Origin of the sequence: Bradyrhizobium sp. WBAH42, from assembly GCF_024585265.1 — a bacterium.
Lineage (GTDB): Bacteria > Pseudomonadota > Alphaproteobacteria > Rhizobiales > Xanthobacteraceae > Bradyrhizobium.
This window is the reverse complement of record NZ_CP036533.1, coordinates 1,550,599-1,576,874: the sequence shown is the minus strand read 5'-3', so window position 1 is coordinate 1,576,874 and position 26,276 is coordinate 1,550,599. Positions and strand designations below refer to the sequence as shown.

Here is a 26,276-nt window from a genome sequence, read left to right as displayed (position 1 = left end):
ACCACACTCGTGAATGTCCGCTGAATAATAAAGTCCGGGCGATTCCGGGTTCCACATCAGGGAATCTACGGAGTGACGGAACTCTGCCGCCGTCCTCGCAGCCAGACCGCGAATGCGATCAACACCGCCCCCGCGAGCGTGAACCAGGTGATCGCGTATTGCAGATGGTCGTCCTTGAGATTCACCACGAGCGGCCCCGGGCGCGGAATGCCGTTCGCCGGCGCGGGCTGCTCGAGATCGATATAGAACGGCGCAACCGCACCCCAGCCCAGCGCGCTTGCGATTGCCAGATGATCGCGCACGAACCAGAGCCGCTTGTCGCGATTCTCCGCCGGTGTCAGCCAGCTTGGCGCCTCGGGAAAGCGCAGATAGCCGGTGAGCAACACCGGTTCGCCGGTGACGAGCTTCTTCACCGCGCGATCCTCGACGCCGCGGTCCTGCATCGTATTCTCGACGAAGCCGGCGTCGATCACGAGCGTCTCGCCGCCGGGAAGCCGCGCCGGCAGGAACGCCCAGGTGCCCGGGCCGGAGGCGTCCTTGCGCACTGCCGAGCCGGAGGAATAGACCATCGCATCGGGCAGGGCTGCGTAAGTCGCGGTGAAGCTGACGCGGCGGAATTCATCGCGGGCGGGATTGAGCGCGGCCCATTGCGCGGACGGCGGCAGCGCGACGGGCGCCGCCGCAATCCGCTCGGTGAGTGCCGCAATCAGCTCGTGCTTGGCCGTGCGGCGCTGCAGCTGCCAGACACCGAGGGCGACGAACACGGCCGTCAGGAACAGCGTGAACAGCGCGAAGCCGGTCACGCGGGCCTTGCGCGCAGGCTCGGTCATTTCGCGCGATCGACCAACCGGCCCGGCGCCGCCTTGTGATGGAATTGCAGCGCGATCAGCAGCGACTTCATCGAGCGCAGCGGCAACAGCGTGGTGGCGAGGATCAGCGGCAGCCAGAGCACGGCATGCAGCCAGTATGGCGGCTGGTATTTGACTTCGACGATGAGTGCGCAGGCGACGACGATGCCGCCGGCCAGCATGATGATGAAGATCGCCGGACCGTCGCCGGAATCGATGAAGGCATAGTCGAGCCCGCAACGGTCGCAAGCGGGCGCGAGCGTCAGAAAGCCCGCGTAGAGCTTGCCCTGGCCACAGCGCGGGCATCTGCAGGCAAGCCCGCGCAGCGCGCTTTGCAGGACCGTGGTTTCGGACTGGGGTGTGCCGGCACTGTCGTTCATGAGGACGGACTCTATCACAGTTTCCGGAGAAGCTTCCGGCGGCCGGAAAACGAAAGGGCGGCCCTGCGGCCGCCCTTCCCGATCGCTTCGATACGGCTCAGTGCGCAGCGTGGGCCATGGTCTCGGCGCCGCGTCCCCAGACGTAGATGCAGAGGAACAGGAACAGCCAGACCACGTCGACGAAGTGCCAGTACCAGGCGGCGAACTCGAAGCCGAGATGCTGCTTCGGCGTGAAGTGGCCGGCATAGGCGCGGAACAGGCAGACCAGCAGGAACACGGTGCCGACCAGCACGTGGAAGCCGTGGAAGCCGGTCGCCATGAAGAACGTCGCGCCGTAGACGTTGCCCGCGAAGGAGAACGCCGCGTGGCTGTACTCATAAGCCTGCACGCAGGTGAAGAGCGCGCCGAGCACGACGGTGAGGATCAGGCCGTATTTCAGGCCCTGCCGGTCGTTCTCGAGCAGCGCATGGTGCGCCCAGGTCACGGTGGTGCCTGAGGTGAGCAGGATCAGCGTATTCAGCAGCGGCAGATGCCAGGGATCGAAGGTCTCGATGCCCTTCGGCGGCCAGGTGCCGGGGACCGCGCAAGCGCCGGGCTGCGTGCCGAGGCCGCAGCCGAACACGGCGTCACGGGTGGCGTGAACGGCATCGGCCGGAAACAGCGCCGCGTTGAAGTAAGCCCAGAACCAGGCGACGAAGAACATCACCTCGGAGGCGATGAACAGGATCATGCCGTAGCGGTGATGCAGCTGCACGACGCGGGTATGGTCGCCCTTGTACTGGGCTTCCTTGATCACGTCGGCCCACCAGCTCGCCATGGTGTAGAGCACGCCCACAGTGCCGACGCCGAACACGATCGGCGCCGCGGAGAACATGTGGTGCATCCAGGCGATGGCGCCGACCGCCATGATGAAAGCCGAGAGCGAGCCGACCGCCGGCCAGGGAGAGGGATCGACCAGATGATAGTCGTGATGCTTGGTGTGCGCCGTGGCCATTTCCGTCTCTCTCCTCAATCCCGTGCCTGTCAGGCACTTATCCCCTTGTGTCCGACCGCCCGAGCGTTGAGCCCTGCGGTCAAAGATTTCCCTTGCGCTTGTCGCCCTCGCCCGATGCCAGCGGCTTCACCACCGGATCGCGCACCGGATAGAACGTGTAGGACAGCGTGATCGTGTTCAGCCCGTCGTTCTCGCGGTCGTCGGCGATGGACGGATCGACGTAGAACACGACCGGCATCTCGCGCTTCTCACCGGGCGCCATGGTCTGCTCGGTGAAGCAGAAGCAGTTGATCTTCTGGAAATAGGCGCCGACCGTCAGCGGCGCGACGTTGTAGGCAGCCTGGCCCGCAGTGGTGCGCGCCGCCTGGTTGGTCACGGTGTAGAAGACGGTCACGACCTGGCCGATATTGACCTCGATCTCGCTCTGCTCCGGCTCGAACTTCCAGGGCAGGCCGGGCGCGACGTTGGAATCGAAGCGCACCGAGATCTTCCGCGCGATCGGGCCCGTGGCCGGCGCGGAGGTCGCCACTTGCGTCGTGCCGTTGAAGCCGGTGGCGCGGCAGAACCAGTTGTAGAACGGCACCGCCGCGTAGGAGGCGCCGACCATCAGCGCGACCACGCCGCCGCAGATCGAAGCAACCACCACATCGCGGCCCAGCCCGCGTGCCTTGCCCGGCTTGCGAGAGCCCGGCTTGGCGCTGACGTCCTGCGATATGGTCCGCTCGTAATCCATGTTTCCTACATCGGCCGCACGAGCACTGCCGGCCCCTTGACCATGGTGACGGCGAAGAACAGCACCACCAGCACGCCGAGCGCCAAAGCGATGGCGATGGAGCGCTGACGGCGGCTCTTCTGCTGCGCCTCGGTGAGGACGATTCCTTCTGGCTCGCGTTTGTCGGCCATCGCGGTGATCATGCGCCCCCAACCATCGGAGCCAGCGCGCGGAACACGACCTCGGCCAGCAGGGTCGCAAACAGCGCGAACAGATACAGGATCGAGAAGGCAAACAGCTTGCGCGTCGCGCGCAGCGACTGGCTGCGCTCACGGCGCAGATAGACGTTGATGGCGAGCACCAGCATGCCGGCACCGAGGATCAGCGAGACCACGCCGTAGACGGCGTCGAAATAGCCGAGCGCCCAGGGCGCGGCGGCGACCGCGATCAGCACGATGGTGTAGAGCAGGATCTGCAGGCGCGTCGCGTCGGGGCCGGCGACGTTGGGCAGCATCGGAATGCCGGCGCGCGCGTAGTCGTCGGAGCGGAACAGCGCCAGCGCCCAGAAATGCGGCGGGGTCCAGAAGAAGATGATGGCGAACAGCAGCAGCGGCTCGACGTCGACCGTGCCCGTCACCGCGGCCCAGGCCACCACCGGCGGCAGCGCGCCGGCGGCGCCGCCGATCACGATGTTCTGCGCGGTCCAGCGCTTCAGCCACATGGTGTAGATCACGACGTAGAAGAAGATGGTGAAGGCGAGCAGCGCGCCCGCGACCCAGTTGACGAGGATGCCGAGCGTCATCACCGAGAAGAAGGCGAGCGTCATGCCGAACGCCATCGCTTCAGGGCGGGTGATGCGGCCGCGCGGGATCGGCCGGTTCGCCGTCCGCGACATCTTGGAATCGATGTCGCCTTCGAGCGCCATGTTGAGCGCCCCGGAAGCGCCGGCGCCGACCGCGATGCAGAGCAGCGAGGTGATTGCCAGCACGGGATGGAAATGCCCCGGCGCCATCGCCATTCCGACCAGCGCGGTGAAGATCACCAGCGACATCACCCGCGGCTTGAGCAGCGCGATGTAGTCGCCCACCTCCGCTTCGGAGATGCGGGGATTGATGTCGGCGGCGTGGTGGTCGAGGACAGACACTTAATTCAACTCGCTTCGTTATAGCGCCGCGGCGCCCGTCACGGGCGCCGCGGGAGATCGATCACTGCACGCGGGGCAGCACTTCGAACTGGTGGAACGGCGGCGGCGAGGACAACGTCCACTCCAGCGTGGTCGCGCCGGCACCCCACGGATTGTCGCCCGCAGGCACCTTCTTCATGTAGGCGTCGAGCACGCAGTAGAGGAAGATCAGCACGCCGAAGCCGGAGATGTAGGAGCCGACCGACGAGACCAGGTTCCAGCCCGCGAAGGCATCGGGATAGTCGACGTAGCGGCGCGGCATGCCCGACAGGCCGAGGAAGTGCTGCGGGAAGAACACCAGGTTGACGCCGATGAAGGTGACCCAGAAGTGCGCCTTCGCGAGCGCTTCATTGTACATGTAGCCCGACATCTTCGGGAACCAGTAGTACCAGCCGGCGAAGATTCCGAACACCGCGCCGAGCGACAGCACGTAATGGAAGTGCGCGACGACGTAGTAGGTCTCCTGCAGCACGCGGTCGACGCCGGCGTTCGCCAGCACGACGCCGGTCACGCCGCCGATCGTGAACAGGAAGATGAAGCCCACCGCCCAGATCATCGGTGCCCGGAACTCGATCGAGCCGCCCCACATCGTGGCGATCCACGAGAATATCTTCACGCCGGTCGGAACCGCGATGACCATGGTCGCCGCGACGAAATAGGCCTGCGTCGCCGAGGACATGCCGACCGTGTACATGTGGTGCGCCCACACCACGAAGCCGATGCCGCCGATCGCGACCATGGCGTAGGCCATGCCGAGATAGCCGAACACGGGCTTGCGCGAGAAGGTCGAGACGATCTGGCTGATCATGCCGAAGGCGGGCAGGATCAGGATGTAGACCTCGGGGTGGCCGAAGAACCAGAACAGATGCTGGAACAGCACGGGGTCGCCGCCGCCGTCGGGCGCGAAGAAGGTCGTGCCGAAATTGCGGTCGGTGAGCAGCATGGTGATCGCGCCGGCGAGCACCGGCAGCGACAGCAGCAGCAGGAACACCGTCACCAGGATCGACCACACGAACAGCGGCATCTTGTGCAGGGTCATGCCCGGCGCGCGCATGTTGAAGATCGTGGTGATGAAGTTGATGGCGCCGAGGATCGACGAGGCGCCGGCGAGATGCAGCGACAGGATCGCGAAGTCGACGGCCGGCCCCGGATGGCCGGAGCTCGACAGCGGCACGTACATGGTCCAGCCGGCGCCGACGCCGTTGGCGCCCGGCTCGCCCTCCACGAAGGTCGACATCAGCAGTAGCGCGAAGGACGCCGGCAGCAGCCAGAACGAGATGTTGTTCATGCGCGGGAACGCCATATCAGGCGCGCCGATCATCAGCGGCACGAACCAATTGCCGAAGCCGCCGATCATCGCCGGCATGACCATGAAGAAGATCATGATCAGGCCGTGCGAGGTCACGAACACATTGTAGGTGTGGGTCTCGTGGAACACCTGCACGCCCGGATACATCAGCTCGGCCCGGATCGCGATCGACATCGCGGCACCGATGATGCCGGCGATGACCGCGAAGACCAGGTACATCGTGCCGATGTCCTTGTGGTTGGTCGAATAGACGTAGCGTCGCCATCCGGTCGGGTGGGCGTGCTCGTCATGTCCGTGGGCTTGCGCGTGATCGCCGTGTGCCGCTGCGCTCGTTGCCATTTTCAAATCCTGCCTTGCGTCCCATTCGGACCTTTGGAGGTCCCGCCCTTTTATCGCTTTCAGTCCCTGAAAGCCGTCACCCGGCGCTTACTGCGTCGGGCCGGCCGCGGAGGCGTAGGTGCTGGTGCCGCCGCTCGCATATTTCTTCTTCGCCGTCTCGACCCAGGAGGCGAACTCCTGGTCGCTCACCACACGCACGGCGATCGGCATGAAAGCGTGGTCCTTGCCGCAGAGTTCCGAGCACTGACCGTAGTACATGCCGGTCTTGGTGGCCTTGAACCAGGTCTCGTTCAGCCGGCCCGGGATGGCGTCGATCTTGATGCCGAAAGCCGGCACCGCGAATGCATGGATGACGTCGGCGCCGGTGGTCTGGACACGAATCACCTTGTTGACCGGCACCACCATCTCGTTGTCGACACCGAGCAGGCGGGGCTGCTTGTCCTGCGCCATCAGCGAGTCGAACTCGAACTTGCCGTTATCCGGATAGGCATAGGACCAGTACCACTGCTTGCCGGTCGCCTTGATGGTCAGATCCGCCTTCGGCACGTCGAGCTCCAGGAACAGAAGCCGGAACGACGGCACCGAGATGCCGACCAGGATCAGCACCGGAACGAGCGTCCAGGCCACCTCGATCAGCGTGTTGTGGGTGGTCCGCGACGGCACCGGATTGGCCTTCGCGTTGAACTTGACGACCACGATCACGAGCAGCGCGAGAACGAACAGCGTGATCAGGGTGATCAGCACGAAGAGGAAGTTGTGGAACCAGACGATGTTGTCCATCACCGGGGAACCGGACTGCTGGAGCGTCCACTCCCATGGCGCCGGCTGCCCGAGCTCGGCCAATGCCGCACCACCCGTCGCCAACGTGACGCCAGCCGCCACCACGGCGATGGTGGCCAATCCCAGCAATTGCCGGCCCACCCGACCCATCGACATCCTCATGTCGTTCGCGCTCCCCTTCCGAAATCACCCCAAGTGCATTCCCCTGTTTCCGGGAAACGCTTATTCGATCCGCCAGTCCGACAAACCGCCACGCAAGAATACCTCTAAGAGGAATCGGGGCCAGATCGCTAGAACGCGAAATCAAGCCTCTCAAACCATAATTCTTGATCTATCGCAATGCAGTCTTGAGCCCCGTCTGCCAGGCATCACCGGCAAGATATTTCCCAGCAAGATCAGACAAAAATACCGTTTCCCGGGACGCTGCGGCTTGACAGCGGAATTGCCCGCGGTAGGCACTTGCAGACAGCCAGGCAGGAACCTGATTCGTGCCGGCAATGGCGGTGTGGGCGGCGCGGAATTTGCTTGGGAATCGCCTTCAAGACGCCGTCATTTCCGTATCAGTCCGCCAGATCAGCCCGCCAAGCGCGAGCAACCCAGGCGAGCAGAGGGACCGACCCGATGGGGCTTTCGAGATCGATGGCAAGGCCGGCGAACGGCCTCCCGGCGCTCGCCGCCCTCCTGGCTGCGATCGTCCTGCTGGCGCTTCCGGGGCTCGCCCATGCGCAGGGCGCGGTGCGCTCCGTCCATGGCGACTGGCAGATCCGCTGCGACACCCCGCCAGGCGCCCAGACCGAGCAATGCGCCCTGATCCAGAGCGTGGTGGCCGAAGACCGCTCCAATGCCGGCCTGACCGTGATCGTGCTCAAGACCGCCGACCAGAAGAGCCGCCTGATGCGCGTGGTCGCCCCGCTCGGGGTGCTGTTGCCCTCCGGCCTCGGGCTCAAGCTCGACAACCAGGACGTCGGCCGCGCCGGCTTCGTCCGCTGCCTGCCCAACGGCTGCGTCGCCGAGGTCGTCCTGGAGGACAAGCTGCTCGGCCAGCTCCGCGGCGCCAAGACCGCGACCTTCATCATCTTCGAGACCCCGGAAGAAGGCATCGGCTTCCCGCTCAGCCTGAACGGGCTCGGCGAGGGCTATGACAAGCTGCCGTAGCGCGTCACACAGCCCCGAGCCACCTATTCGCCTTCACCATCGGCGCCGTCATGGCCGGGCTTGTCCCGACCATGACGACTGAGAGTGTGGCGCACGCCTTTGCCCGATTGTTATTGCGAGCGCGGCGAAGCAATCCAGACTGTCTCGGCGGAAAGAGGCTGGATTGCTTCGCTGCGCTCGCAATGACGGAGTGTGGGCAACCACCTGCCCAACAATTCGCGACCTCACGCCTTGTCGACGCGATAGAGTTCGGAGTCACACCAGCCGCAGCGATAGATGCGACCTCTGCCGGCCACCGGCGCTACCAACGCCTTGCGCCGGCACGTCGCGCAGACGACGCCTTCCGCCGTAGCGCATCCGGGGTGGGCTGCAAGGTAATCCTCGCGGGAGGGATATGACGTCCACCGGCGACGGGAGGCGAACTGATTGAACAGCAGCACCAGAGCCAGCGCGGCAAAGCCGATGATCAGGCCGTGATACTGATCCCAGAACACAAGCAGGGAATTCCACATGCTCTGCCGGCGGCTCCGACCCAGGGTTCGCCCGTCATAGCCTGGAAAGCCTGAAAGCCGGCTTAAGGGGAAGTCTCACCTATCGTTTCCGTAATGTGACGGCCCGCCCCTCGCGGAACCGATCCAAAACCATTATCTTGCCCCACATCTTCCGATAATGGACGGACGCATGACCAATCCTGCCACGACCTCCCTGCTCGACCGCGCCAATCTCGACCGCGACCAGGTTCGCAGCGAGGTCGCGCGCGGGCTCTCGGGCGCTGACGACGGCGAACTGTTCCTGGAATACAGTCAGACCGAAGCGCTGATGTTCGACAATGGGCGGCTGAAGCAGGCGACCTACGACACCTCGCAAGGTTTTGGCTTACGCGCGGTCAAGGATGACGCGGTCGGTTACGCGCATTCCTCGGACGTGTCGCTGCCGGCGCTGATTCGCGCGGCGGACGCGGTTGCTGCCGTGCGCGGCGGCTACTCCGGCAGCTTTGCGGCACCGCCCCCGCATACCAATGTCCGCCTTTATGGCGACGACAATCCGCTCGATGCGCCGGGCTTCGAGACCAAAGTAAAACTGCTCGCCGAGATCGACGCTTACCTGCGCGACAAGGATCCGCGGGTACGGCAGGTCAGCGTCAGCCTGGGCGCGACCTGGCAGGTCGTCGAGATCCTGCGGCCCGACGGCGAGAGCTATCGCGACGTCCGTCCGCTGGTGCGCGTCAATATCTCGGTCGTCGCCGGCCAGGGCGATCGCCAGGAGAGCGGCAGCAAGGGCTATGGCGGCCGCGCCGGCTATGCCGAGTTCATCGAGAGCAAGAACTGGCGCGAGGCCGCCGACGGCGCGCTGCGCGAGGCGCTGGTCAATTTGGAATCGATTCCGGCTCCCGCCGGCGAGATGGACGTCGTGCTGGGCGCCGGCTGGCCCGGCGTGATGCTGCATGAAGCGGTCGGCCATGGCCTCGAAGGCGACTTCAACCGCAAGAAGACGTCGGCCTTCGCCGGCCTGATGGGCCAGCAGGTCGCGGCCAAGGGCGTCACCGTGGTCGATGACGGCACCATTGCCTCGCGCCGCGGCTCGCTCTCGATCGATGACGAGGGCACGCCGACCAACCGCACCGTGCTGATCGAGGACGGCATCCTGGTCGGCTACATGCAGGACCGCCAGAACGCGCGGCTGATGAACATGAAGCCGACCGGCAACGGCCGCCGCCAGGGCTATGCCCATGTGCCGATGCCGCGCATGACCAACACCTACATGCTCGCGGGCGACCGCGACCCGGCCGAGATCATCGCCTCGGTGAAGAACGGCGTGTTCGCCGCGAATTTCGGCGGCGGCCAGGTCGACATCACCTCGGGCAAGTACGTGTTCCAGTGCACCGAGGCCTACAAGATCGAGAACGGCAAGATCGGAGCGCCGCTCAAAGGCGCCATGCTGATCGGCAACGGGCCGACCGATTTGCATCGCATCCGCATGATCGGCAACGACCTCGCGCTCGATACCGGCATCGGCACCTGCGGCAAGAACGGCCAGGGCGTGCCTGTCGGCGTCGGCCAGCCGTCGCTGCTGATGGAGCGCATCACGGTGGGTGGAACGGGCGCATGAGCATCGAAAAGGCAACGGTCACCCCGAAGCGGAAGACTAGCGGCTGGGGTGGCCAACTCGTGCAGCTCGCCGGCATCGTCGCCGCCGTGTTCATCGCCAAGGGCGCGCTCGCCGAGCCGTTCTACGTACCGTCGGGCTCGATGGAGCCGACGCTTCTGATCGGCGATGCGCTGCTCGCCTCGAAATTCCCCTATGGCTACGGCACCTCGTCGCTGCCGATTCAGATCAGCCTGCCCGAGAGCGGCCGCGTCTTCGCGGAGACGCCGAAGCTCGGCGATGTCGTCGTGTTCCGCTGGCCCGGCGATCGCTCGCAGGCCTGGGTCAAGCGCGTCGTGGGTCTGCCCGGCGACCGCATCCAGATGCGGCAGGGCCAGCTTTTCATCAACGACCGTCCGGCCGAGCTGAAGCCCGATGGCGTCGGCGCCGCCGAGGACGACCATGGCGGCAGCGAGCCCGCCTATCGCTATGTCGAGACGCTGCCGAACGGCGTCTCGCATCTGATCTTCAAGATGCGCGACAGCGGTCCGCTCGACAACACGCCCGAGGTGACGGTGCCGGCAGGGCATCTGTTCGTGCTCGGCGACAACCGCGACAATTCGGCCGACAGCCGCGTGCCGCTGCGCTCCGGCGGCGTCGGCCTGTTGCCGATCGACAATCTGATCGGCCGTGCGGACGCAGTGGTCGGCTCCTGGGATCTCGGCATGCGTAGCCAGCCGGTGTGGACCTGGCTGTCCGGATTCAGGCTGGCGCGATTCTTCACCGCCGTGCACTGAGCGGTAACGTAGATCGGTAGGGTGGGCAAAGCGGAAGCGTGCCCACCACATCTGTCGTAACGTGGAGAGATGGTGGGCACGACGCGCGAAGAGCGCGCCTTTGCCCACCCTACGATTTCCGATGACCCGCGACGAATTCCTCGCGCTCGCCTTACGCAATCCGGTCAACGCCGCGATCCTCGACGAGCTGCACCGGCTTGCGCTAGCTGATGCGTGGCTGGTGTCGGGATGCCTGGTGCAGACGGTGTGGAACGTGCTCACGGGCCGCCCGATCGATCACGGCATCGCCGATTATGACGTGTTCTATTTCGACCCCGACACATCGTGGGAGGCCGAGGATGCGGTGATCCGCACCCTCCATGCGCGCCTCGCGCATCTCGGCGCCAAGATCGAGGTGCGCAACCAGGCCCGCGTGCACGTGTGGTACCCCGCCAAGCACGGCCTGCCCTATCCGCCGCTGAGCAGCTCGAGGGAAGGCATCGACCGCTTCCTCACGCAGAACACGCAAATCGGGATGAGACGCACGGGCGATGGCTACGATGTCTACGCGCCGCACGGCTTCGATGATGTCGCGGGGTTGATCACGCGCCCCAATCCGGGTGCGAATTTCTCTGCGGCGAACTATGCGGCGAAGGCCGCGCGCTGGAAGGCGCTGTGGCCGGAGATCACGGTGGTTGCAGCGGAGTGAGATCTCGTAGGGTGGGCAAAGCGAAGCGTGCCCACCACCTCGTGCAATGGCTGAACGATCGTGGGCACGGCGCTGCGCGCCTTTGCCCACCCTACCGACAGCAATGACGGCGGTGAGAGCTGCGCCTATCTCACCACGCCCGACGTGAACCCCGCCTTCCTTCGCGGCGGCTTGATTTCCTTCTTCAGGAAACAGCGCGCCTCACGGCCGGTGTAGCCGGGGCGGGCATAGGTGAAGGCGCGGCATTTGTTGTCGGCGGTGCAGGCGGCCTTGCAGGCCTCGACGCCGTCGCCGTCCTTGATCTCGAAATTGCGCAAGTCGCCGCCGGGCCGGTCGATCGACGTCTCGACGCCCTCGACGCGCGGCTCGATCACGCCGGCGCCGCGCACCCCGGAGATACAGCAACTTCCCGGCACGCGCGTCGGCACCGTGTTCTTCAGCCAGCACACCGCCGAGCCGCCTTCGACGTCGGGATAGTTGAAGCTCCAGGAGCGGCAGCGGCGATCGCGCTCGCACAGCAGCGCGCAATCCTCGGGATCGCCCGAGGTGACGGGCGTACTGAAATAATCGCCGCCGGGCCGATCGAAGGCGGTCTGGGCAGGCGCCGGCACGCTCGCAAATGCAAGCGAAAGCAGCGTGACACATGCCGCGGCGCTGGCCATGACGGCCCCGGACAGGCGGCCCTTCCCCATCGGAACAGCTTTCGAGTTATTGACGACGCTCAGGTTTTTTCAGCCGGTCATTTGATCGCCGCAAACCTGTATGGGCGATGAACGGCTGAAATCCAGGATCTCTGGGTCTCAGAGGTCTAGAACGCGTATTCCGCGTAGGCTGGTTCCACCGAGCCCTTCCAGGGTCCGTTGAATTTATCCAGCATTTCCTCGGCCGGCGTCCGGCCGGCATCGATAATGCGGTCGAGCGGCTCGAGATGCCGCGTTTCGTCGCGGCCGAGCTGGTCGATCCGGCCGCGCCGGCGCAGGCCGGCATGGGCCAGAATCAGGCACTCCTTGGCGATCTCGAACAGGTAGCGGTCCTTGATCCGCGCCTTGAAGCCCATGCGCGGCACGTCGTCGCGCAGGGCCTGGCGTTCATGCGAGGTCCAGTGCTTCACCAGGTCCCAGGCGGCATCGAGCGAAGCATCGTCGTAGAGCAGCCCGACCCAGAACGCCGGCAGTGCCGGCAAGCGGCCCCACGGGCCGCCATCGGAGCCGCGCATCTCGAGATAACGCTTGAGCCGCACTTCGGGGAAGATGGTCGAGAGGTGGTTGGCCCAGTCCGACAAGGTCGGACGCTCGCCGGGAAGATTGTTGTTGCGGCCGTTGAAGAAGGCGCGGAACGAGGAGCCCGAGACGTCGATATATTCCTCGCCGCGCTTGACGAAATACATGGGCACGTCCAGCGCGTAATCGACATAGCGCTCGAACCCCATGCCGTCTTCGAACGCCCACGGCATCATGCCCGAACGGGCATTGTCGGTGTCGCGCCAGATTTCGGAGCGGAAGGAGAGGAAGCCGTTCGGCTTGCCCTCGGTGAACGGCGAATTGGCGAACAAGGCGGTTGCGACCGGTTGAAGCGCGAGCGAGACGCGCAGCTTCTTGACCATGTCGGCTTCGGAGGAGAAATCGAGATTGGTCTGTACCGTGCAGGTCCGATACATCATGTCGAGGCCGTATTGACCGACCTTCGGCATATAATTGGTCATGATCTTGTAGCGGCCCTTGGGCATCACCGGGATGTCGGCGCGCGACCAGGACGGCGTCATGCCGAGCCCGAGGAAGCCAATGCCGAGCGGCGTTGCGATCTCGCGCACCTGCGCCAAGTGCGCCATCAGCTCGCTCTGGGTCTGGTGCACGTTCTCGACCGGCGCGCCGGAGAGCTCGAACTGTCCGCCGGGCTCGAGCGAGATCGCGCCGCCGCCGGTGACGTCGTAGAGGCCGATGATGTTGCCCTGCTCCATGATCGGCTCCCAGCCGAGCAGGAGCTTCATGCCTTCGAGCAGCGCGCCGATGCCGCGCGCGCCCTCGTAAGGCACCGGACGATGGCCCTCGAGCGTGAACGGCGTCTTCTCGTGCTCGGTGCCCATGCGGAATTCGGACGGGTCCTTGCAGCCGGCCTCGAACCACGCGACGAGCTCGTCGCGCGATTGCAGGGGCGTCATGTCGATCTGGTCTCGCGCCATATCAAACTCTAATCAAAAGCGCTTCGACCGAACGCGCGCGGGTGACAGGGACGGCCCGCGAACCCACCGGGGTGCACGGGCGAGCGGATTTGCCGCGCGATCATCGCGACGGCATGCTTTCGTTGGCGGCGGCGGGCGGCAGTTTCATCTCGCCGCAGGAGCAGCCCAGGCGGTCGAGCAGATTGCTGAGCTTGACGGCGTCGGCGTCCGACAGCTTCGAACCGACATATTTCTCGATCGCGGCCGAATAGGCGCCCCACATCCGCTTCTGCAGCTCGCGGCCGGCTTCGGTGATCTCGACGAACTGGCCGCGCTTGTCGATCTTGCATTCGCGCCGCGAGGCGAGGCCCTCGTCGACCAGGCGGTCGATCAGCCGCGAGGTCGAATATTGCGGGATGAGCATCTGCCGCTCGAGCTCGACCGGCCGCAGCTCGCCCGAGGGCGCCCGCGACAGTTCGAGCAGCGCGTCATACCAGGCCAGCGGGGGGAAGCCGGCCTTCTTCAAGTCCTGCTCGACGCAATCGAGCACGCGGCTCTGCACCCGCATCAGGCGGATCCAGGCGGCGGTTGCCTCGGTCGATGGTTTGCGTTTCATGGTCCCGCTCAAGCTCGTCGCCCGTCTCTTACTCCATTCGATGCACCTGCATCAATCTTGACTATTTCAAGCAGGTGCATGTAGTCGTTCTTTCGGCCGAACCAAGCGTCAGGGGAAGGAAATTCCTCGAAACCGGACGGTTTGCCCGGTGTGTGCCCGCCGTCTCCCCACATCGTGCTCCTGGAGGCCGGCCCGCCCTATGGCCTGGGTCGAGGTCGGTATCGGCGCCAAGAGCCCGAAATGGTGAGGATTATCTGAAGCTGAGCCCCTTGGGGCCAGGTCCCTCCGCTGGGCCTCGACAGCAATGAGATCGTGACGGAAGGCCAAGTGATTGTCCAGATGATCGCCCATCAGGTCTGGTCCGCCGTTCGCGAAGCACGACCGGTGGGACGACGAAGCGCCGGATCGATGATTCGGCTCTTTGCTTGCGTCATTTGCTAAATCCGAAGATGCGCGATGCGCTGATCGATTTTACGAGCATTGTCCGGGTTAACAATAACTCCGCGTTGTGCGCTCCGAGGACGTCACCATCCTTGTGAGAGCAATGCTCTTGGCTCAGCTTCAGCGCGGGACAGGACGCTGACCGTCGGACCGGAAAAACTATCGTGGCGACTGTACTCCTCCTCCTGCTCGCGAGCGCAATCACCGGCTTGGCGACAGGGCTATTCTTTCGGGTCTGGACCCTATTGCTGGTCTCGCCGGCGACTGCGATCCTTGCCGCGACGGTTCTTCAGACCTCGGGCTTTGGATTCTGGACAGGCGTTCCAATCGTCGTCGGTTGCCTGATTGCCGGCCAGGTCGCCTATTTGGCGGCGACATTCTACGTGCACAGAGGTGAGCTTTCAGTGCAGGACGAGATCGACGGCGAACCAGGCAAGCACGGCCAACGCCACATCAAAGACGAGGACGAGTAGGACCAGGCCGACCCACGAAGGAATTTTTCTGCGCCACCGGAGGAGCCGGCGGCGCAGCCACGGCCGACCAGGCAGCAACAAGGGGGCGTATCTTACCGCAACGCCGGCTGCGCTGTCTTGAGACACCGTGGAGATCATTGCGGGACACCTTCAATGCCGATGGGCCATCCGGTCGTTCATCAGCAAGAGCGGTGCCAGGGTGGAGCGAGCGTGGCCGGGGTGGAGATTGAGTGCTGGTATGTGACGGAAGCGCATCAGGCCGTGTGACAAGACACAAGGCAGAGCGGCCAAGTCGATGATCCAGCCCCTTCATCGTGAACCACTTGATCAACGGCAACGTCGAAGGAACATCCCCAGGAGACAATTGCCTCCATGAACATGATCGTCCTCATGACCGCCGCCGGCGCGCCGCTTGCGATGCTCGGGCTCTCGACGCCGGTGGCGCCGGAGCGCAATTGCATCTTCATGATCCATCCGCAGATCACCTCGGCCGTGTTCGAGAGCAAGGAAGGCAAGATCGTCTTTCCGGACCGGCCGACCGAATATCCCTGTCGCTACGCCAGGACGAAGAGCGGCGCGGACATCGCCTTCACCAACCAGAATGGCTGGCGCTTCGAGGTGCGCATCGGCCGCGGCGACGAAGGCAGCTGGAAGGCCAGCCTCGCCGACGATGCAGTATCGGGCCGCGCCTTCTCGCCGTTCGGCGAGCGCAAATGAAATGGCCGGATCGATGATCCGGCCATTTGTTTCTGCGTAGCCCCGACGCTTCCGTCAGGCCGCCGCCTTCTTCGGCGCGAAGCGGCCGTAGAAGGTCTCGCCCTTCGCCGCCATCTCCTCGAGCAGCTTCGGCGGGGTGAAGCGCGAGCCGTACTTCGCTTCCAGCTTGTGGCAGAGCTCGACGAACTTCTTCGTGCCCATGAAGTCGATATAGGACAGCGTGCCGCCGGTGAACGGCGCGAAGCCGAAGCCGAGGATCGAGCCGACATCGGCTTCGCGCGGATCGGTGATGACGTGATCCTCGACGGTGCGCGCGGCCTCCACCGCCTGCACCACCAGGAAGCGCTGCTTCAGCTCCTCGATGTCAAGCGTATCGGGGTCGAGCTGCTTCGGCTGCAGCGCGGAGAGACCCGGCCACAGGCTCTTCTGGCCCTTGCCCTTCTCGGGGTAATCGTAGAAGCCCTTGCTGTTCTTGCGGCCGAGACGGCCCTGCTTCTCGACCATCTCCACCATCAGCTTCTTCTGCTCGGGATTGATGGCGTTGGGGCCGAGGTCGGCTTCGGTCGCCTTCATGATCTTGAGGCCGAGGTCGAGTGCGACCTCGTCCGAGAGCGAGAGCGGGCCGACCGGCATGCCGGCCATCTTGGCGCAGTTCTCGATCATCGCGGGCGGCACGCCCTCCAGGAACATCTCGTTGCCTTCGGCGACGTAACGGCCGACGCAGCGGTTGGCGAAGAAGCCGCGGGAGTCGTTGACTACGATCGGCGTCTTGCCGATCTGGCGGACGTAGTCGAGCGCGGTCGCGAGCGCGACGTCGCCGGTGTTCTTGCCGAGGATGATTTCGACCAGCATCATCTTCTCGACCGGCGAGAAGAAGTGGATGCCGATGAACTTGCCCTGATCCTTGAAGCTCTCGGCCAGCGAGGTGATCGGCAATGTCGAGGTGTTGGAGGCGAAGACCACGTCGGGCTTCAGATATTGCTGCGCCTTGGCGAAGGTCTCCGCCTTGACCTTGCGGTCCTCGAACACGGCCTCGATGACGAGGTCGACGTCCTTCAGCGCGGCATAGTCCGCGGTCGGCGTGATGCGCGCGAGCAGCGCTTCGGCGTCCGCAGGCTTGGCGCGGCCCTTCTTGATCTGCTCCTCGATCACCTTCTGCGCATGCGCCTTGCCCTTGTCGGCGCTCTCCTGGTCGCGGTCGATCAGGACGACGTCGAGGCCGGCGCGCGCCGAGACGTAGCCGACGCTGGCGCCCATGAAGCCGGCGCCGATCACGGCGATCTTCTTCACCTTGGTCGCGGGCACGTCCTTCGGACGGCGCGCGCCCTTGTTGAGCTCCTGCATCGACAGGAACAGGCTGCGGATCATCGCGGCCGCTTCCTTCGAGCGCAGCACCGAGGTGAAGTAGCGCGACTCGACCCGCAACGCGGCGTCGATCGGCAGCTGCAGGCCTTCATAGACGCAGCTCATGATCGCCCGCGCGGCCGGGTAATTGTCGTAGGTTTCGCGGCGATAGATCGCGTTGCCGGCCGGGAACATCATCATGCCGGCCTTGGAGAATACCGGGCCGCCCGGGAGCTTGAAGCCCTTCTCGTCCCAGGGCGCGATCGCCTTGCCGCCGCCCTTGATCCAGTCCTTCGCCGCCTTGATGAGATCAGCGGCCGGAACGATGGCGTGGATCAGGTTCAGCGCCTTGGCCTTCTCCACCGTAACAGGATCGCCCTTGAGCAGGATCGTCATCGCGTCCTGCGGCGGCACCAGGCGCGGCACGCGCTGCGTGCCGCCGGCACCGGGGAAGAGGCCGACCTTGACCTCGGGCAGGCCGAGGCGGGTCTTGGGATTCTCGGCCGCGACGCGATAGTGGCAGCACAGCGTGATCTCGAAGCCGCCGCCGAGTGCGAGGCCGTTGATCGCCGCCGCCCACGGCTTGCCAGAGGTTTCGATTCCGCGCAGCACCTGCGAGAAGCGCCGGCTCTGGTCGAACAGCATCTGGTTCGCCGCGGTCTCGCCCTGCTCCTTGAAGACCTTCGCATAGGCCTGATTCATGCCTTCGAGCATGGACAGGTCCGCGCCGGCGCAGAACGCTTCCTTGGCCGAGGTGATGACGACGCCCTTCACCGCGGCGTCGGCCGTGGTCGCCTTGACGATCGCCTCGAGCTCGTTCGTGGAGGTCTCGTCGAGCACGTTCATGGAACGGCCCGGGATGTCCCAGGTGACGAGCGCGATGCCGTCTGCGTCGGTCTCAACCTTGAAGTTCTTGTACGACATGTTGGTTGCTCCTCGGTGCCGCAGCCGATCTCAGGCGCGGCGGTTGACTTGAGATCTCGTAGGGTGGGCAAAGGCGCTCTTGCGCCGTGCCCACCATCATTTGCGAAAGACAGCAGTGGTGGGCACGCTTCGCTTTGCCCACCCTACGGCAGCTCGTTAGACCCGCTCGATGATGGTCGCGGTGCCCATGCCGCCGCCGATGCACAGCGTGACGAGGGCGGTGGACTTGTTGGTGCGCTCGAGCTCGTCGAGCACGGTGCCGAGGATCATCGCGCCGGTCGCCCCCAAGGGATGACCGAGCGCGATCGCGCCGCCATTGACGTTGATCTTGGCATTGTCGATGTCGAAGGCTTGGATGTAGCGCAGCACGACCGAGGCGAAGGCCTCGTTGAGCTCGAACAGGTCGATGTCCGACTTCTTCATGCCGGAACGCGCGAACAGCTTTTCGGTGACGTCGACCGGACCGGTCAGCATCATCGCCGGCTCCGAGCCGATGTTGGCGAAGGCACGGATTTTTGCGCGCGGCTTCAGGCCGTACTTCGCACCGGCTTCCTTGCTGCCCAGCAGCACGGCGCCGGCGCCGTCGACGATGCCCGAGGAATTGCCGGCATGGTGCACGTAATTGACGCGCTCGATCTCCGGGTGCGACTGAATCGCAACGCCGTCGAAGCCGCCCATCTGCGCCATCATCGTGAACGAGGGCTGCAGCTGAGCCAGCGACTGCATCGTCGTCGAGGGACGCATATGCTCGTCCTTGGCGAGGATGGTGAGTCCGTTGATGTCCTTCACCGGCACCACGGACTTGTTGAAGCGGCCCTCGTCCCAGGCTTTGCCGGCGCGCTGCTGGCTCTGCACGGCGTAGGCGTCGACGTCGTCGCGCGAGAAGCCGTATTTGGTGGCGATCAGGTCGGCCGAGACGCCCTGCGGCATGAAGTAAGCCGGCACCGCCATCGAGGGATCCATCGGCCAGGCGCCGCCGGAGGCGCCGATGCCGACGCGGCTCATCGATTCGGCGCCGCCGCCGATCACGAGCTCATGCTGGCCGCTCATGATCTGCGCCGCGGCGAAGTTCACGGCATCGAGGCCGGAGGCGCAGAAGCGACTGATCTGCACGCCCGGCACGGCTTCGCCGAGACCGGCCTTCAGCGCCGCGAAGCGCGCGATGTCGGAGCCCGCTTCGCCGACCGGATCGACCACGCCGAGCACGACGTCATCGACCGAATCCTCGGGAAGGTTGTTGCGGTCCTTCAGCGCCTTCAACGGCACGGTCGCGAGCGCGAGCGCGGTGACTTCGTGCAGCGCGCCGTCCGCCTTGCCGCGGCCGCGCGGGGTGCGAACGTGGTCGTAGATGAATGCCTCAGGCATGACGCCCTCCTGATGTGATGTTCGATACGATTGGGAGCAGGCAGCGGAAGCAGGCTCAGAACGCTTCCGCCGGCAATTCCATGATGGTGGCGCAGCCGGCCTGGATGCGCGCGAGATTGGCGGCGGTCTCCGGCAGCATCCGCTCCATGAAGAAACGGCCGGTGACGAGCTTGGTCGAGAGATAGGGCGTCGCCCCGCTCTCGGCAATCTTCCCTAGCGTCACCTTGGCCATCCGCGCCCACATGTAGCCGAGCGCGACGAAGCCGAAGAGATGCAGGTAGTCGGTCGCGGCGGCACCGGCATTGTCAGGCTTGGCCATCGCGTTCTGCATCAGCCAGGTCGTCGCCTGCTGCAGATGGCCGAGCGAGGTGGAGAGCGGGGTGATGAAGGGCTTCAGCGCCTCGTCGCCGCCGTTCTCCTTGGCGAAGGCCATGACCTCGCCGAAGAAGGCCATGATGGCGCGGCCGCCGTCGCGCGGCAGCTTGCGGCCGACCAGGTCGAGCGCCTGGATGCCGTTGGCGCCTTCATAGATCATGGCGATGCGCGCATCGCGCACGAACTGCTCCATGCCCTGCTCGGCGATGTAGCCGTGGCCGCCATACATCTGCTGCGCCTGCACCGCGTTGGCGAAGCCGTAATCGGTGAGGAAGCCCTTCAGCACCGGCGTCATCAGGCCCATGTGATCGTCGGCGGCCTGGCGGTCCTTGGGGTCTTCGGAGCGATGGGCGACGTCGCTCTTCAGCGCAGTCCACATCACGAAGGCGCGTGCGGCCTCGTTGAAGGCGCGGATCGAGAGCAGCGTGCGGCGCACGTCCGGATGGACGATGATCGGGTCGGCCTGCTTGTCCGGCGCCTTGGCGCCGGTGAGCGCGCGGCCCTGGATGCGCTCGCGGGCATAGGCGACCGCGTTCTGATAGGCGACCTCGGACTGCGCGAGGCCCTGCACGGCGACGCCGAGCCGGGCCTCGTTCATCATCACGAACATGCCCTGCATGCCCTTGTTCTCTTCACCGATCAGCCAGCCGGTGGCGTTGTCGTAGTTCATCACGCAGGTCGAATTGCCGTGGATGCCCATCTTGTGCTCGATCGAGCCGCAGACGACGCCGTTGCGGGCGCCGACCGAACCGTCGGCGTTGACGAGGAACTTCGGCACCACGAACAGCGACACGCCCTTGATGCCGGCCGGCGCGCCCTCGATGCGGGCGAGCACGAGATGGATAATGTTGTCGGCGAGATCGTGCTCGCCGGCCGAGATGAAGATCTTGGTGCCCGTGATCTTGAAGCTGCCGTCGGCCTGGCGCACCGCCTTGGTGCGGAGCATGCCTAGGTCGGTGCCGCAATGCGGCTCGGTGAGGTTCATGGTGCCGGTCCATTCGCCGGCCACCATCTTCGGCACGTAGGTCTTCTTCTGCTCCGGCGAGCCGTGCACCAGAAGCGCCGCGGTCGCGCCCATGGTGAGGCCGCCATACATCGAGAACGCCATGTTGGCGGAGATCTGGAATTCGTTGACGGCTTGCGAGAGCGTCACCGGCAGGCCCTGGCCGCCATATTCGGTCGGCGCCGACAGGCCGAGCCAGCCGCCCTCGACGACCTGCTTGAAGGCCTCCTTGAAACCCTTCGGCGTGGCGACGCTGCCGTCTTCACTGCGCTTGCAGCCTTCGAGATCGCCGACGCGGTTGAGCGGCTGCAGCACCTCCTCGGCGAGCTTGGCGGCTTCGCCGAGAATGGCCTCGCGCACGTCGCTCGATGCATCGGAGAAGCCGGCGAGGTTGTCGTAGCGGTCGATCTGGAAGACGTCGTTAAGCAGGAAGTTCACGTCTTCGACGGGGGCTTTATAGATCGGCATGGGGGTCTCCCGGCGTAGGGCTTTTAGGGGTGATGTTGAGCTTATGATTGGGCGGCGGCAAGCTGCTCCGCCATCAGGCGGTGCAGCATGTTGATCGCCTTGAGCGGACGCACCATCACCTTGAAATGCGTGATGCGTCCCTCGGTATCGAAGCTGATGATGTCGACGCCGTTGATCTCGATGCCGTCGATGACATTCTTGAATTCGAGCACGGCGCCATTGTCGCTGCGCCATTCACCGACATAGGTGAAGCCGGGACCGCCGAGCACCTTCTCGGCGCTGGAGAGGTATTTGAAGGTGATGTCGCGGCCGGCTTGCGGCGTGTGCACGACGGGGCTTTCGAACACGGCGTCGGGATGCAGGAGGTCCCAGAGCGCGGCGCGGTCGTGCGACTTCATGTAGGCGTACCAGGAATCGAGGCCGGTCATTCTCAGGTGCCTCCCTAGGCTAAGGGCAAAACTGCGAAAACAACCCCATGCACAGTAGAGATGTGATTGAATTCGCTTGATTATTCAGTCGGGCCTTTGACCCGCCTGCACGCTGCCTCATATGCACATTGACGCATATGCGCCGATGCGCATAAAGTCAAGCAGCTTGGTCAAACCTCAGAAGGAAGGCCAGTCATGGCACTGGGCGACGCAATCCTCGCATGCCTGACGGAACGCCCGATGACGGGCTACGAGCTCGCCAAGACGTTCGATTCCTCGATCGGCTTCTTCTGGAAGGCCGACCATCAACAAATCTACCGCGAGCTCTCCAAGCTGCGCGACCGCGGCTACATCCAGGGCCGCGAGGTGGTGCAGTCAGGCAAGCCCAACAAGCTGATTTATACGCTGACTCCCGAGGGCCGAACAGCACTGCGGCACTGGGCCGCGCGGCCAAGCACGCCGCCCTCGATCAAGGACGACCTCCTGGTGCGGCTGCATGCGCTCGACAGCATCGACATCGAGCCCATGCGCACCGACCTGATGGCCCGCCTGGAGCACCACCGCGACCGCCACGCCAATTATGAGCGCATCCTGAAGAAACGCTTTCCCGACGGCACGGCGGAAGGCCGGCTCGACCTCGGCAATCTGCTGCTGCTTCAGCTCGGCGCCCGCCACGAGCAGATGGTGGCCGATTTCTGCGAGGAGGCACTGGAGGCGCTGTCGGCGATGAGCGGCAAGGCCACGGTGGTGCCGATCGAGGATGGCAAGCGCGAGAAGGGCTGAGAGCCCGGTCAACGCTACGGCGTGCTGTAGCCACATCCATCGGTGTCATGCCCCGCGAAGGCGGGGCATCCAGTACTCCGCAGCAACGCGGCTGGAATCGAACCGCTGCGGCGTACTGGATCGTCCGCCTTCGCGGACGATGACAGCTTGCGTGTAGCGAAAGCTGGCAACGTTCCCGCGCCGGCACTCCCTCCAAGTTCCCGCCGCCCAACTTTAAGACAGCGGCGCCGCATTCCTTAACCCGTTATTTACCGTAACAGGAAAAAGTCGGTTTTCGAGGCAGACGACCCGCGCCAAATTCGATTGTCTTTACAACCGGCACGCGTGGGGAAGCTGGAGGCGCCGGGTGGGGTGCCGAAGTCGGAACCGGACAGAGTCATGAATTCGCGCGTATCGTGGAGTGTTGACGGCATCGATCCATCCGTCCGGGAGCGGGCCGAGGCTGCTGCGCGTCGTGCCGGCATGTCGCTCAACGATTGGCTGAACTCCACGCTCGGCGAAACTGCCCCGCCCAATTTTCGCGGACCTTACGATCAGCGTCCGCAGCACCCGCCAAGCCAGGAGAGCCGCGAAGTCGCCGACATCCACCAGCGGCTCGACGCGATCACCCAGCAGATCGAGCGGATCTCAAAACCCGCCCCGCGCCAAGATTCCTCAAGACAAGACTCCTCAAGACCAGACGTCTCGCGCGAGCAGGGCGTCGCGCGCCAACTCAACGACGCGATCTCGCGGCTCGATGCGCGCCTGTCGCAGATCTCCCGCCCGCAGCGGCAACCGCAGCAGCCGCAGGCCCCGCGCCCGCCGGCCGAGGCGCGCCAGCGCCAGGCCGATGCCGTCGAGCGCGCAGCCGCGCAGGTCTATCGCAGCTCACCACCTCTGAGCCCGGCTTCGTTCGACGTCGCGGTCGCCGAGATCACGGCGCGCCAGAGCGAGCTCGACGGCTTTACGCCGAGGCAGATGCCGCCGCGTGCCGCGCCGTCGCTCGCGCCAACGGCTGCTTACGCGCCGCCGATGGCGCCACCCGCCCCTGCCTACGCGCCACCGCAGCCGGCGCCGGATTTTTCCTCGCTCGAGCGCCATCTGCTCAAGATCACGAGCCAGATCGAATCGCTGCAGCGGCCCGACAATACCGAGCAGGCCATCAATGCCTTCCGCAGCGAGCTGGCCGAAATCCGCGCCGCCATCACCGAGGCGATGCCGCGGCGCGCGATCGAATCGATCGAGAACGAGATCCGCTCGCTGCATCGCCGGATCGACGAAACCCGCTCCAACGGCACCGACGGGCAGGTTCTCGCCGGCATCGAGCGCGCACTGTCCGACATCAAGCAGGTGCTGCGCACGCTGACGCCGGCCGAGCAGCTCACCGGCTACGACGAGGCGATCCGCAATCTCGGCGCCAAGCTCGACCTGATCCTGCGCGCCAATGACGATCCCTCGACCGTGCAGCAGCTCGAGGGCGCGATCTCGGCGCTGCGCGCCATCGTCTCCAACGTCGCATCCAACGAGGCGCTCGCGCGTTTGTCCGAAGACGTGCAGCTGCTGTCGTCCAAGGTCGACCAGATCACCCGCGCCTCCGGTCACGGCGACAGCTTTGCGGTGCTGGAGCAGCGCATCGCGGCGCTCACCGCCGCGCTGGAAACGCGCGAGCGGCCGCAGCCGTCCGAGAGCACCGAGCATCTCGAAGCTGCGATCCGCGCGCTGTCGGACCGGTTCGACCGCATGCAGGTCGGCAACGATTCCGCCTCGACCTTCGCCCATCTCGAGCAGCGGGTCTCGTATCTGCTGGAGCGGATCGAGGCCGCGGCCGATCCGCGCAACGGCAATTTGAGCCGCGTCGAGGACGGGCTGCACGACATCCTCAGGCACCTGGAACGGCAGCAGGCGACCTATGCCGCGCTGGCCGAGAGCCGCAGCTCCGCAGCCCCGCCCGATTCCGGCATGGTCGATCTCGTCAAGCGCGAGCTCTCCGACATCCGCTTCAGCCAGGCCGAGACCAACCGGCACACCCAGGACTCGCTCGAGGCCGTCCACAGCGCGCTCGGCCACGTCGTCGATCGCCTCTCGATGATCGAGGGCGATCTGCGCGCGGTGCGCACCGCGCCGCCTCCCCCCGCCCCGCAGCCGATGCCGATGCCCACGGCGGCGGCGATGGAGCCGGCGCCAATGGCGCGCGAGCCGCGGCCGCAGCCGCAAGCACAGCCGCCGAAATACGATCCGAAGCCCGAACTGCCCAATCCCGCTGCTCCTGGAGCCGCACACCGCGCGCGCTGCACTCGCGCCGGAACTGCCGCCGGATCACCCGCTCGAGCCGGGCACCCGGCCGGGCGGACGCCTCGCCTCGCCGTCGGAACGCATCGCCGCCTCCGAGAGCGCGATCAGCGAAATTGCCGCCGCGCCCAAGGAGCCGGTGTCGTCGTCGAGCTTCATCGCCGCCGCACGCCGCGCCGCGCAGGCCGCCGCCGCGCAGCCGCCCGAGAAGCCGGCCCGTGGCGCCAAGGCCGCGATCGCCCGCGCCAAGGAGAAGGGCCAGGAAGGTGGCTCGACCATCACCTCGAAGATCCGTTCGCTGCTGGTCGGCGCGAGCGTGGTCGTGATCGTGCTCGGCACCTTCAAGATGGCAATGAACCTGCTCGAAGGCGGCAGCCTGTCACCGACGCCGCAGGCGATGCAAAACATTCCGAGCGAGCCGGCACCGCAGGTTGCGCCACCGCCGGTCGAGACCAAGCCGGCCGCACCGGAACAGATCACCCCGTCGATGACCTCGCCGACACCGCTCGGACGACAGTCGCAGAACAACGCCGCGCCGGCGCCCATTCCCCATTCCGGCAGCGCCGCCTCGGTTGAAATCCCGCAAGCGCCTGCCGCGGCGGTGCCGCCGCCGGCTTCCAGCGACGTCACCGGCGCGCTGTCGGGCACCAGCCGCGCCAGGCTTGGCATGATTCAGGTGCCGCCGAGCGAGAAGCTGCCTGACGGCATCGGCGGCCCGGCCCTGCGCACTGCCGCGATGAAGGGCGATGCGACCGCGGCCTACGAGATCGGCGTGCGCTTTGCCGAAGGCAAGGGCGTCGCCACCAATTACGACGAAGCGGCGAAGTGGTACGACCGCGCGGCGCAGGCCGGGGTCGTCCCCGCAACCTTCCGTCTCGGCACGCTCTACGAAAAGGGCTTGGGGGTGAAGAAGGACGCCGACATCGCGCGCCGCTACTACACCCAGGCTGCCGAGCGCGGCAACGCCAAGGCGATGCACAATCTCGCCGTGCTCGATGCCGACGGCGGCGGTCGCGGCGCCAATTACAAGAGCGCGGCGCAGTGGTTCCGGAAAGCGGCCGATCGCGGTGTCGCCGACAGCCAGTTCAACCTCGGCATCCTCTATGCCCGCGGCATCGGCGTCGAGCAGAACCTCGCCGAATCCTACAAATGGTTCAGCTTAGCTGCCGCCCAGGGCGATGCGGATGCCGCCGGCAAGCGTGACGACGTCGCCAAGCGCCTCGACCCGCAATCGCTCGCCGCCGCCAAGCTCGCGATCCAGACCTTCAGCGCCGAGCCGCAGCCCGACGATGCCGTCAACGTTGCGGCCCCGAACGGCGGCTGGGACAGCGCACCGCAGGCCAGCGCCAAGCCGGCCCCGAAGCCAATCGCGACCAAGCGCTCGGCATCAGCGGCACATTGAGCCGCATCGCATTCGATCCGACGCGGCGACACCTCCAACCCTCCCCCGCAAGGGCTGGGCTACCACATATGACTTGTGGCGGCGGCCTGCGCGCACGCCTCGTCCTTCGAGACGGCGCTGACGCGCCTCCTCAGGATGAGGCTAATCAGCGTCTGTGCCCGTTGAAACTGCTGCCGCGCACTCCGCCCTCATCCTGAGGAGCCCGCGACAGCGGGCGTCTCGAAGGATGGCCGCGGAGAAG

General features: G+C 65.5%; 23 protein-coding genes and 1 pseudogene. 8 read left to right on the top strand and 16 right to left on the bottom strand.

The features are described from left to right. Positions 1 to 65: 65 nt before the first annotated feature. The 8 genes from DCG74_RS07350 to coxB form a co-directional block, all read right to left on the bottom strand. A complete protein-coding gene (locus DCG74_RS07350) occupies positions 66 to 830 on the bottom strand; it encodes an SURF1 family protein (protein WP_172786063.1) in 765 nt (254 codons plus the stop codon). Beyond that, positions 827 to 1,228 carry a DUF983 domain-containing protein gene (locus DCG74_RS07345; RefSeq protein ID WP_172786064.1) on the bottom strand — a complete coding sequence of 134 codons (402 nt, stop codon included), beginning with the start codon at positions 1,226 to 1,228 and terminating at the stop codon, positions 827 to 829. Before DCG74_RS07345 ends, DCG74_RS07350 begins: the two co-directional genes overlap by 4 nt. 97 nt (positions 1,229 to 1,325) lie before the next feature. Beyond that, positions 1,326 to 2,222 (bottom strand): cytochrome c oxidase subunit 3, encoded by an 897-nt coding sequence (locus DCG74_RS07340; protein ID WP_172786065.1) that lies wholly within the window; start codon positions 2,220 to 2,222, stop codon positions 1,326 to 1,328. A 79-nt stretch (positions 2,223 to 2,301) separates the two neighbouring features. Then, positions 2,302 to 2,955, bottom strand: a complete 654-nt coding sequence (locus tag DCG74_RS07335; RefSeq protein ID WP_172786066.1) for a cytochrome c oxidase assembly protein — start codon at positions 2,953 to 2,955, stop codon at positions 2,302 to 2,304. 5 nt (positions 2,956 to 2,960) lie between these two features. Next, positions 2,961 to 3,137 (bottom strand): CoxF protein, encoded by a 177-nt coding sequence (locus DCG74_RS07330; RefSeq protein WP_128923243.1) that lies wholly within the window; start codon positions 3,135 to 3,137, stop codon positions 2,961 to 2,963. Then, the gene (locus tag DCG74_RS07325; RefSeq protein WP_172786067.1) at positions 3,134 to 4,078 is read right to left on the bottom strand and encodes a heme o synthase; all 945 of its coding nucleotides are present in this window, start codon (positions 4,076 to 4,078) and stop codon (positions 3,134 to 3,136) included. Before DCG74_RS07325 ends, DCG74_RS07330 begins: the two co-directional genes overlap by 4 nt. A 61-nt stretch (positions 4,079 to 4,139) precedes the next feature. After that, the gene (gene ctaD, locus DCG74_RS07320) at positions 4,140 to 5,765 is read right to left on the bottom strand and encodes a cytochrome c oxidase subunit I (protein ID WP_172786068.1); all 1,626 of its coding nucleotides are present in this window, start codon (positions 5,763 to 5,765) and stop codon (positions 4,140 to 4,142) included. 87 nt (positions 5,766 to 5,852) lie between these two features. Then, positions 5,853 to 6,707, bottom strand: a complete 855-nt coding sequence (gene coxB / locus DCG74_RS07315) for a cytochrome c oxidase subunit II (RefSeq protein ID WP_172786069.1) — start codon at positions 6,705 to 6,707, stop codon at positions 5,853 to 5,855. A 459-nt stretch (positions 6,708 to 7,166) separates the two neighbouring features. Between coxB and DCG74_RS07310 the strand changes: the two genes are divergently transcribed. Beyond that, positions 7,167 to 7,700: an invasion associated locus B family protein gene (locus DCG74_RS07310; protein WP_172786070.1), complete on the top strand. Its 534-nt coding sequence runs from the start codon at positions 7,167 to 7,169 to the stop codon at positions 7,698 to 7,700. A 224-nt stretch (positions 7,701 to 7,924) separates the two neighbouring features. On the opposite strand, the gene DCG74_RS07305 is transcribed toward DCG74_RS07310, so the two are convergent. Continuing rightward, entirely contained in the window at positions 7,925 to 8,212 is a 288-nt protein-coding gene (locus DCG74_RS07305; RefSeq protein ID WP_210268310.1) for a hypothetical protein, read from the bottom strand. Between the two features lie 169 nt (positions 8,213 to 8,381). On the opposite strand from DCG74_RS07305, the gene tldD reads away from it, so the two are divergent. The 3 genes from tldD to DCG74_RS07290 all read left to right on the top strand — a co-directional run bounded on the left by tldD (position 8,382) and on the right by DCG74_RS07290 (position 11,270). Continuing rightward, positions 8,382 to 9,809: a metalloprotease TldD gene (gene tldD / locus DCG74_RS07300; protein WP_172786071.1), complete on the top strand. Its 1,428-nt coding sequence runs from the start codon at positions 8,382 to 8,384 to the stop codon at positions 9,807 to 9,809. Then, positions 9,806 to 10,582, top strand: a complete 777-nt coding sequence (gene lepB, locus DCG74_RS07295) for a signal peptidase I (protein WP_172786072.1) — start codon at positions 9,806 to 9,808, stop codon at positions 10,580 to 10,582. Before tldD ends, lepB begins: the two co-directional genes overlap by 4 nt. A gap of 121 nt (positions 10,583 to 10,703) precedes the next feature. Then, a complete protein-coding gene (locus DCG74_RS07290) occupies positions 10,704 to 11,270 on the top strand; it encodes a nucleotidyltransferase family protein (protein ID WP_172786073.1) in 567 nt (188 codons plus the stop codon). A gap of 125 nt (positions 11,271 to 11,395) precedes the next feature. Here the strand turns inward: DCG74_RS07290 and DCG74_RS07285 are convergent, their stop codons facing one another. The 3 genes from DCG74_RS07285 to DCG74_RS07275 all read right to left on the bottom strand — a co-directional run bounded on the left by DCG74_RS07285 (position 11,396) and on the right by DCG74_RS07275 (position 14,044). Beyond that, the gene (locus DCG74_RS07285) at positions 11,396 to 11,962 is read right to left on the bottom strand and encodes a PAN domain-containing protein (protein ID WP_172786074.1); all 567 of its coding nucleotides are present in this window, start codon (positions 11,960 to 11,962) and stop codon (positions 11,396 to 11,398) included. Positions 11,963 to 12,078: 116 nt separating this feature from the next. Next, on the bottom strand, positions 12,079 to 13,449 hold the full coding sequence (locus tag DCG74_RS07280; protein WP_172786075.1) for a glutamate--cysteine ligase: 1,371 nt from the start codon (positions 13,447 to 13,449) through the stop codon (positions 12,079 to 12,081). Between the two features lie 100 nt (positions 13,450 to 13,549). Then, the gene (locus DCG74_RS07275) at positions 13,550 to 14,044 is read right to left on the bottom strand and encodes a MarR family winged helix-turn-helix transcriptional regulator (protein ID WP_172786076.1); all 495 of its coding nucleotides are present in this window, start codon (positions 14,042 to 14,044) and stop codon (positions 13,550 to 13,552) included. Positions 14,045 to 14,649: 605 nt separating this feature from the next. Between DCG74_RS07275 and DCG74_RS07270 the strand changes: the two genes are divergently transcribed. Together DCG74_RS07270 and DCG74_RS07265 are read left to right on the top strand one after the other, a co-directional pair. Continuing rightward, positions 14,650 to 14,958, top strand: coding sequence for a hypothetical protein (locus DCG74_RS07270; RefSeq protein WP_257187553.1), 309 nt, complete (start codon positions 14,650 to 14,652; stop codon positions 14,956 to 14,958). Positions 14,959 to 15,330: 372 nt separating this feature from the next. Further along, entirely contained in the window at positions 15,331 to 15,675 is a 345-nt protein-coding gene (locus DCG74_RS07265; protein ID WP_172786077.1) for a hypothetical protein, read from the top strand. A 54-nt stretch (positions 15,676 to 15,729) separates the two neighbouring features. On the opposite strand, the gene DCG74_RS07260 is transcribed toward DCG74_RS07265, so the two are convergent. From DCG74_RS07260 to DCG74_RS07245, 4 genes are all read right to left on the bottom strand, one after another. After that, positions 15,730 to 17,943 carry an FAD-dependent oxidoreductase gene (locus tag DCG74_RS07260; protein WP_172786078.1) on the bottom strand — a complete coding sequence of 738 codons (2,214 nt, stop codon included), beginning with the start codon at positions 17,941 to 17,943 and terminating at the stop codon, positions 15,730 to 15,732. 156 nt (positions 17,944 to 18,099) lie between these two features. After that, a complete protein-coding gene (locus DCG74_RS07255; RefSeq protein WP_172786079.1) occupies positions 18,100 to 19,308 on the bottom strand; it encodes an acetyl-CoA C-acetyltransferase in 1,209 nt (402 codons plus the stop codon). Positions 19,309 to 19,363: 55 nt separating this feature from the next. Then, a complete protein-coding gene (locus DCG74_RS07250; protein ID WP_172786080.1) occupies positions 19,364 to 21,154 on the bottom strand; it encodes an acyl-CoA dehydrogenase C-terminal domain-containing protein in 1,791 nt (596 codons plus the stop codon). Between the two features lie 41 nt (positions 21,155 to 21,195). Further along, complete coding sequence (locus tag DCG74_RS07245; protein WP_172786081.1) at positions 21,196 to 21,582, bottom strand: nuclear transport factor 2 family protein; 387 nt, start codon at positions 21,580 to 21,582, stop codon at positions 21,196 to 21,198. Between the two features lie 195 nt (positions 21,583 to 21,777). Here DCG74_RS07245 and DCG74_RS07240 point away from each other — a divergent pair, with 195 nt between their 5' ends. Next, a complete protein-coding gene (locus tag DCG74_RS07240; protein WP_036020538.1) occupies positions 21,778 to 22,365 on the top strand; it encodes a PadR family transcriptional regulator in 588 nt (195 codons plus the stop codon). 378 nt (positions 22,366 to 22,743) lie between these two features. After that, positions 22,744 to 26,035 (top strand): annotated as a pseudogene (locus tag DCG74_RS07235) (hypothetical protein). Positions 26,036 to 26,276 lie beyond the last annotated feature (241 nt).

Excerpts from the sequence above, each read along its gene's own strand:
- DCG74_RS07350 (WP_172786063.1), bottom strand. The coding sequence starts at position 830 with ATGACCGAGCCTGCGCGCAAGGCCCGCGTGACCGGCTTCGCGCTGTTC.
- DCG74_RS07345 (WP_172786064.1), bottom strand. The coding sequence starts at position 1,228 with ATGAACGACAGTGCCGGCACACCCCAGTCCGAAACCACGGTCCTGCAA.
- DCG74_RS07340 (WP_172786065.1), bottom strand. The coding sequence starts at position 2,222 with ATGGCCACGGCGCACACCAAGCATCACGACTATCATCTGGTCGATCCC.
- DCG74_RS07335 (WP_172786066.1), bottom strand. The coding sequence starts at position 2,955 with ATGGATTACGAGCGGACCATATCGCAGGACGTCAGCGCCAAGCCGGGC.
- DCG74_RS07330 (WP_128923243.1), bottom strand. The coding sequence starts at position 3,137 with ATGATCACCGCGATGGCCGACAAACGCGAGCCAGAAGGAATCGTCCTC.
- ctaD (WP_172786068.1), bottom strand. The coding sequence starts at position 5,765 with ATGGCAACGAGCGCAGCGGCACACGGCGATCACGCGCAAGCCCACGGA.
- coxB (WP_172786069.1), bottom strand. The coding sequence starts at position 6,707 with ATGAGGATGTCGATGGGTCGGGTGGGCCGGCAATTGCTGGGATTGGCC.
- DCG74_RS07310 (WP_172786070.1), top strand. The coding sequence starts at position 7,167 with ATGGGGCTTTCGAGATCGATGGCAAGGCCGGCGAACGGCCTCCCGGCG.
- DCG74_RS07305 (WP_210268310.1), bottom strand. The coding sequence starts at position 8,212 with ATGTGGAATTCCCTGCTTGTGTTCTGGGATCAGTATCACGGCCTGATC.
- tldD (WP_172786071.1), top strand. The coding sequence starts at position 8,382 with ATGACCAATCCTGCCACGACCTCCCTGCTCGACCGCGCCAATCTCGAC.
- lepB (WP_172786072.1), top strand. The coding sequence starts at position 9,806 with ATGAGCATCGAAAAGGCAACGGTCACCCCGAAGCGGAAGACTAGCGGC.
- DCG74_RS07290 (WP_172786073.1), top strand. The coding sequence starts at position 10,704 with ATGACCCGCGACGAATTCCTCGCGCTCGCCTTACGCAATCCGGTCAAC.
- DCG74_RS07285 (WP_172786074.1), bottom strand. The coding sequence starts at position 11,962 with ATGGGGAAGGGCCGCCTGTCCGGGGCCGTCATGGCCAGCGCCGCGGCA.
- DCG74_RS07280 (WP_172786075.1), bottom strand. The coding sequence starts at position 13,449 with ATGGCGCGAGACCAGATCGACATGACGCCCCTGCAATCGCGCGACGAG.
- DCG74_RS07275 (WP_172786076.1), bottom strand. The coding sequence starts at position 14,044 with ATGAAACGCAAACCATCGACCGAGGCAACCGCCGCCTGGATCCGCCTG.
- DCG74_RS07265 (WP_172786077.1), top strand. The coding sequence starts at position 15,331 with ATGAACATGATCGTCCTCATGACCGCCGCCGGCGCGCCGCTTGCGATG.
- DCG74_RS07260 (WP_172786078.1), bottom strand. The coding sequence starts at position 17,943 with ATGTCGTACAAGAACTTCAAGGTTGAGACCGACGCAGACGGCATCGCG.
- DCG74_RS07255 (WP_172786079.1), bottom strand. The coding sequence starts at position 19,308 with ATGCCTGAGGCATTCATCTACGACCACGTTCGCACCCCGCGCGGCCGC.
- DCG74_RS07250 (WP_172786080.1), bottom strand. The coding sequence starts at position 21,154 with ATGCCGATCTATAAAGCCCCCGTCGAAGACGTGAACTTCCTGCTTAAC.
- DCG74_RS07245 (WP_172786081.1), bottom strand. The coding sequence starts at position 21,582 with ATGACCGGCCTCGATTCCTGGTACGCCTACATGAAGTCGCACGACCGC.
- DCG74_RS07240 (WP_036020538.1), top strand. The coding sequence starts at position 21,778 with ATGGCACTGGGCGACGCAATCCTCGCATGCCTGACGGAACGCCCGATG.